The sequence below is a fragment of the Synechococcus sp. H60.2 genome, from assembly GCF_047462315.1.
In the GTDB taxonomy this organism is placed as follows: Bacteria; Cyanobacteriota; Cyanobacteriia; order Thermostichales; family Thermostichaceae; genus Thermostichus.
Genome location: NZ_JANSIZ010000113.1, coordinates 1 through 5,162, shown reverse-complemented (window position 1 = coordinate 5,162; position 5,162 = coordinate 1). Strand labels below are relative to the sequence as shown.

The window sequence follows — 5,162 nt, the reverse complement described above, 5'->3', positions numbered from 1 at the left end:
CATCCCCCCGTATACGGGGGGAACGAGGGGGGCCCGTGGTTGGCTTGCCAACTGCAGGGCTACAGAAAGCCCGCTCCCTACCGCTTAGCGGTCGGAGCCGGGTAGTTTACTGGTTTCTCCCTGAACCCCCTAGGGAACTCTGTTCGCTTGCGCGAGCAGCGATAGCACCTACCGTTGGGGCCTACGGCCCGCTAACGCGCGGGGGTCTTCCCAGTCAGTTGCTCAAGCGCTCGGCGCCGCTAGCCCTCACCCCCGGCCCCTCTCCCAAAAGGAGAGGGGAGTTTGGGATCGAGGCGGCAGGCAGTCTCATTGCGGTTGGAATGGCCATAGGAGGGATGGCAAAGAAACCCGCTCCCCGCCCCAGACAAGGCCAAAGCATCCTATACTGTTGCGGCGGTAGAAATAAGCGGGAAGCTGCTGCCTATGTCTGAACTTCTCCCCTTGCCTTCGCTCGACAACCAGGTGGCAGTGGTCACCGGAGCCAGCCGCGGCATTGGCCGGGCCGTTGCCTTGCATCTGGGGGCGATTGGCGCCAAGGTGGTCGTCAACTACGCCCGCTCCGCCGCCGAGGCTGAGTCGTTGGTGCAGGAGATCGCCGCTCTGGGGGGCGAAGGGATGGCTGTGGCCGCCGATGTCTCCCAGCCGTCGGCGGTGGAACAACTCTTTGAGCAGGTGATGGAGCGCTGGGGGCGGGTGGACGTGCTGGTGAACAACGCCGGCATGGCCCGCGACACCCTACTGCTACGCATGAAGCCGGAAGATTGGCAGGTGGTGCTGGATCTCAACCTCACGGGGGTCTTCCTCTGCCTGAAGGCAGCCGCCAAGATCATGGTCAAGCAGCGGCAGGGGCGGATCATCAACATCACCTCGGTGGTGGGCCTGGTGGGCAATCCCGGCCAGGCCAACTACAGCGCCGCCAAAGCAGGGGTGATTGGTCTGACGAAGACAGCAGCCCGCGAGCTGGCCAGCCGCAACATCACCGTCAACGCCGTTGCCCCCGGCTTTATCACCACCCAGATGACCGAGAAGTTGGATCCCGGCCCCATCCTGGCCCAGATCCCTCTAGGGAGACTGGGATCCCCAGCGGAAGTGGCGGGGCTGGTGCGCTTTTTGGCGGCCGACCCGGCGGCAGCCTACATCACCGGGCAGGTTTTCGCCATCGACGGTGGCATGGTGATGAGCTGATCCTTCTACCAGGCCAGGGCCAACCCATCGGCACGGGGTTCGGAAGCCCCGATTAAGTGATCCCCATCGCGAAAGATGATCTGTCCCCGGCCAAAAAGGCCGTAGTCCTCTTCTGCAGCCACCACCTGCACCGCGTGGCCCCGCGCAGCAAGCTCTCCCACCACCTGAGGGGGGGCCGTGCTCTCCAGCGCCACCTGCGGGATCCCTTGGTCGAGAAGCACCCGCCAGCGGGGCGCATCCAGAGCCGCTTGGGGGTTCAGGCCGTAATCCACCAGATTCACCACCACCTGCACATGGCCTTGGGGCTGCATCGTCCCTCCCATGACGCCAAAAGGGCCGAGAGGGATCCCATCTTTGGAAAGAAAGGCGGGGATAATCGTGTGGTAGGGGCGCTTGCGCGGGCCCACCTGGTTGGGATGACCGGGCTCCAAGGTAAATCCGGTGCCGCGATTGTGGAGGGCAATCCCTGTCCCTGGAACCAGCAGGCCGCTGCCGAAGCCGTCGAAGTTGGATTGGATCAAAGACACCATCAGGTCGCCATCAGCTGTGGCCAAGTAAACCGTTCCCCCCTGAGGTAGCCCTGGCTGAGCCAAGGGGATGGCCCTAGAACCGATCAACAGCCGCCGTTGCTGGGCATAACGTTTATCCAGCATTTGGGCGGGACTCACCCGCAGATAGTCGGGATCCGCTACCTGTCGGCTCACATCGGCAAAAGCCAGCTTCATCGCCTCAATCTGCAGGTGATAGCGCTCGCCGGCCTCGTAGGGGATCCGACCCAGCTCAAAACCCTCCAAAAGGTTGAGGGCCATCAGGGCGGCAATGCCCTGGCCATTGGGGGGGATCTCCCAGACGGTGTAGCCGCGGTAATCGGTATGGATGGGTTCTACCCAGTCGGCCCGATGTTCTGCCAAGTCGGCGCGGGACAGGAGACCGCCGGTGGTATCCGAAAAAGCCAGCAGCTTCTCCGCCAGCTCCCCCCGGTAAAAACTCTCGCCGCCACTATGGGCAATCTCTGCCAGGGTTTGTGCATGCAGAGGGCTGCTCCAGCGCTCCCCCGCCCGTGGAGCACGCCCCTGGGGGAAAAAAACGGCTTTGAAGGCCTCGTGGCGGGGATCCGGCAGCGGCAAATAGGTGGCCTCCGCCGCCTGCCACAGTTGGGCAATCCGGGGAGAAACCGGAAACCCCTCGCAGGCCAAGCGAAGGGCGGGCCCAAACAGGCGCTCGAAGGGCAGCCGTCCCCAGCGCCGGTGCAAGGCTTGCCAAGCCGAAACAGCCCCCGGCACCGTTACTGCCAACCAATCGTAAGCGGGAATCTGGCCGACACAGCGCTCCGGCGTCAGGGCAGCTGGGCTGCGACCGGAAGCATTCAAGCCGTACAGCCGGCCCTTCTCCCCTCCCTCCCACACCAGCGCAAAAGCATCGCCACCAATGCCATTGGAAGTCGGCTCCACCACCGTCAAAGCCACCGCCATCGCCACGGCTGCATCCACGGCATTGCCGCCGGCCCAGAACATCTCCATACCCGCCATTGCTGCCAGCGGTTGGCTGGTGGCCACGGCTCCCCGTTTGCCCATCACCACCCGTCGCCGCGAGGTAAATGGATAGCGATCCAGGGCCTGCCGTAAAAAAACCGGTGCTGGAGAGAGAGGATCCTGCATGGGTCTGTGCTCCCTATACAGGCAAGCTCAGAAGTGCTGCCAACTCGGCAAAGCTGTCCACCACCGCATCGGCCCCCGCCCGGCGCAGTTCCTCGGCAGTGAAAGCAGTGGTGAGGCCAACTGCCAAGCAGCCGGCCCCCTTGGCGGCGCGGATCCCGTGGGTGGAGTCTTCGACCACCAAACACCGGCTGGGATCCAAGCCCACCTTGGCAGCCGTTTTCAAATAGGGCTCGGGGTCGGGCTTGGCCCGCCGAATATCTTCGGCAGTAACCACGGCGTCGAACCAGCGGTGCAGGTTAAAGCGCTGGAAAATCTGCTCTTGATCCCGACGGGTGGCCGAGGTGGTGAGGGCGAGGGCCGAGAAGCGGCGGCGGCTAGCCGCCAAAAACTCCAGCACCCCTGGCACCAGCGGCACCTCTCCCAGTAGTTCTCCAAAAGCCTTGGCCTTTTCCTCGATCAAACGCTGCACCAGCAGGGATCGTTCTACGGGCGGGGTGTCCGTCAGGTGTTCTACGAGATACTCGAACATGTCCTGGTCGGTGCGCCCCTTAAACTGCAGGGAGATGGGAGCCAGATCCAGAGAGATCTGACAGCGCTGCAGGGCGATGACTCCGGCGCGGGCGTGGATCGGCTCCGAATCCACGATTACCCCGTCCATATCCAAAAGCAAGCCGGCAGTCGCGTCAGCGGCGCGGAGCGCTTCGGGTTGCATAGACAGTTGGGCAAGCGCGGGACAGGGATCCCCTTAGCAACAAGGCTGCTCTGTCGCCATCCCCCAGCCACAAAAGCGGCTGGTAACCTGCCAGATGGGATCCAACACATCGGTGAGGGCGTGGTCGCTCTCTACAGATACCAGTTGCGCCCAAGGACGACGGGCCACGTAGTCGCGGCTGGCCTGGATAGGAATGATCTCGTCCCGGATCCCATGCACAATCAGGGTGGGCACAGGCCGGCGCAACGCCCCATCCGGGTAGTGTTGGGCATCGGTGACAAAGCCGTACTCCAACAGCAGTGGACGGCCTTCTCCGTAGTGAAATACCGGCATTTGCCCAGTGCGTTGCCAGCTTTCCACCGCCTCCGCCCCCAGCCGCGGCAGCCAATGGCCCAGAAAGCCAAAGGCCGGTGCCAAGAGCACCAGACGCTGCACGCAGGGTTGCTGCTCAGCCACCCAGGCGGCCACCAGTCCCCCCAAGCTAGAACCAATAAGGGTAACGGGAGGATGGCCCATTTGCGCCAACTGCTCAGAAACCTGCCGGATCTGGCGGGTCAAGGTAAGCTGGGCAAAGTTGCCCTGGTTGAGATCGGGCACCTGCAGAGAGATCCCAAGCTGCTGCAGCCGCTGCCGGAAAAAAGTAGCCTTGGCCGATTGGGGCCCAGAGCCGAATCCGTGCAAGTAGATGACCGCCACGATGACAGGGATCCCTAGGGGCCTGTGGCTGCCGAGAGCCAGCCTGCCCCCAACACCACGCTGATGGAGAGGAAGAGGGTGGCTACCGTCCAGGTGATGCGGTTGAGGTTCTGCTCGGCGCTTTTGGAGCTGGAGAACAATTGAGCTTGGCCGCCGATGCCCGCCAGCCCATCCCCTTTGGGGCTATGCAACAACACCAGTATCACCAGCAAAACGGCCGAGGCAGACCAAAGGAACTCGAAGAAGGCTTCCATCGCAGAGGATCCCAGTAGGGCACGTTGCTGAAGCTATTATCGCCTGTATCTCCACCCTGGCACACCCTGCGCTCCCCTTCCAAAACCCACTAGATTGGAGTTTCAGCGTGGGCCAGGGAGATCTCTCACTGCCAGCCTTTTCCTCTCTGGGGGAGGAGCAGGCCGTTATCTGGCTAAGCCTAACCCTGTTTTGACACTCCCCCGACTAAAGTCGGAGGATTCTTACGCAGTCCACAAGCAGGCTCGTAAAGGCGCTGTCAAGACGCCCCTACCCACTTCCCTAGGGCAAAGCTCTAAGGTTCTGCTTACTTTGCTAAGCAACGCCCCCACGCTCTGCACTGCTCAGGTTTTCCACCGTAGCAGGTGCTTGCTAAGGCCTCCAGCCCGCTGGCGCGAAGGGAGAGCAACTTAAGTTGCTGGCGGGCTTCTCCGCCCCGCACTTTAGTGTGGGACTACCAAGCTATCCCCTGTGCCCTGGGTGAGATCTCTTCCGCCGCCTCTAAGCGGAGCCGTCGCATGGCTGTTGCTGGCCTTGCTGTTGTGGACAGTGGTCACAGCAGTCGCGGACTTCTTGCATCAAGTCAACGTAAGGCGCGGGATTCCCCACCCGGGTGGGGAGGGATAGCGCCTCCTGACTGATTCTGGATATATCGCTTC

5 protein-coding genes are annotated in these 5,162 nt (G+C 62.6%); 1 reads left to right on the top strand and 4 read right to left on the bottom strand.

The window, feature by feature from the left end; all coding sequences use genetic code 11:
* Positions 1-441 precede the first annotated feature (441 nt).
* Positions 442-1,185 (top strand): 3-oxoacyl-[acyl-carrier-protein] reductase, encoded by a 744-nt coding sequence (gene fabG / locus NW845_RS12275; protein WP_414378730.1) that lies wholly within the window; start codon positions 442-444, stop codon positions 1,183-1,185.
* Between the two features lie 5 nt (positions 1,186-1,190).
* Here fabG and NW845_RS12270 read toward each other — a convergent pair whose 3' ends face one another.
* The 4 genes from NW845_RS12270 to secG are packed head-to-tail and all read right to left on the bottom strand — an operon-like array spanning position 1,191 to position 4,505.
* Positions 1,191-2,843 (bottom strand): gamma-glutamyltransferase family protein, encoded by a 1,653-nt coding sequence (locus NW845_RS12270; protein ID WP_414378729.1) that lies wholly within the window; start codon positions 2,841-2,843, stop codon positions 1,191-1,193.
* Between the two features lie 13 nt (positions 2,844-2,856).
* Positions 2,857-3,555, bottom strand: coding sequence for an HAD family hydrolase (locus NW845_RS12265; RefSeq protein ID WP_414366651.1), 699 nt, complete (start codon positions 3,553-3,555; stop codon positions 2,857-2,859).
* Between the two features lie 33 nt (positions 3,556-3,588).
* Positions 3,589-4,251 carry a YqiA/YcfP family alpha/beta fold hydrolase gene (locus tag NW845_RS12260; protein WP_414378728.1) on the bottom strand — a complete coding sequence of 221 codons (663 nt, stop codon included), beginning with the start codon at positions 4,249-4,251 and terminating at the stop codon, positions 3,589-3,591.
* 14 nt (positions 4,252-4,265) lie between these two features.
* Positions 4,266-4,505 carry a preprotein translocase subunit SecG gene (gene secG / locus NW845_RS12255; protein WP_011431281.1) on the bottom strand — a complete coding sequence of 80 codons (240 nt, stop codon included), beginning with the start codon at positions 4,503-4,505 and terminating at the stop codon, positions 4,266-4,268.
* Positions 4,506-5,162 lie beyond the last annotated feature (657 nt).

Coding starts and splice junctions, on each gene's coding strand:
- NW845_RS12265 (WP_414366651.1), bottom strand. CDS start 3,555: ATGCAACCCGAAGCGCTCCGCGCCGCTGACGCGACTGCCGGCTTGCTT.
- secG (WP_011431281.1), bottom strand. CDS start 4,505: ATGGAAGCCTTCTTCGAGTTCCTTTGGTCTGCCTCGGCCGTTTTGCTG.
- NW845_RS12270 (WP_414378729.1), bottom strand. CDS start 2,843: ATGCAGGATCCTCTCTCTCCAGCACCGGTTTTTTTACGGCAGGCCCTG.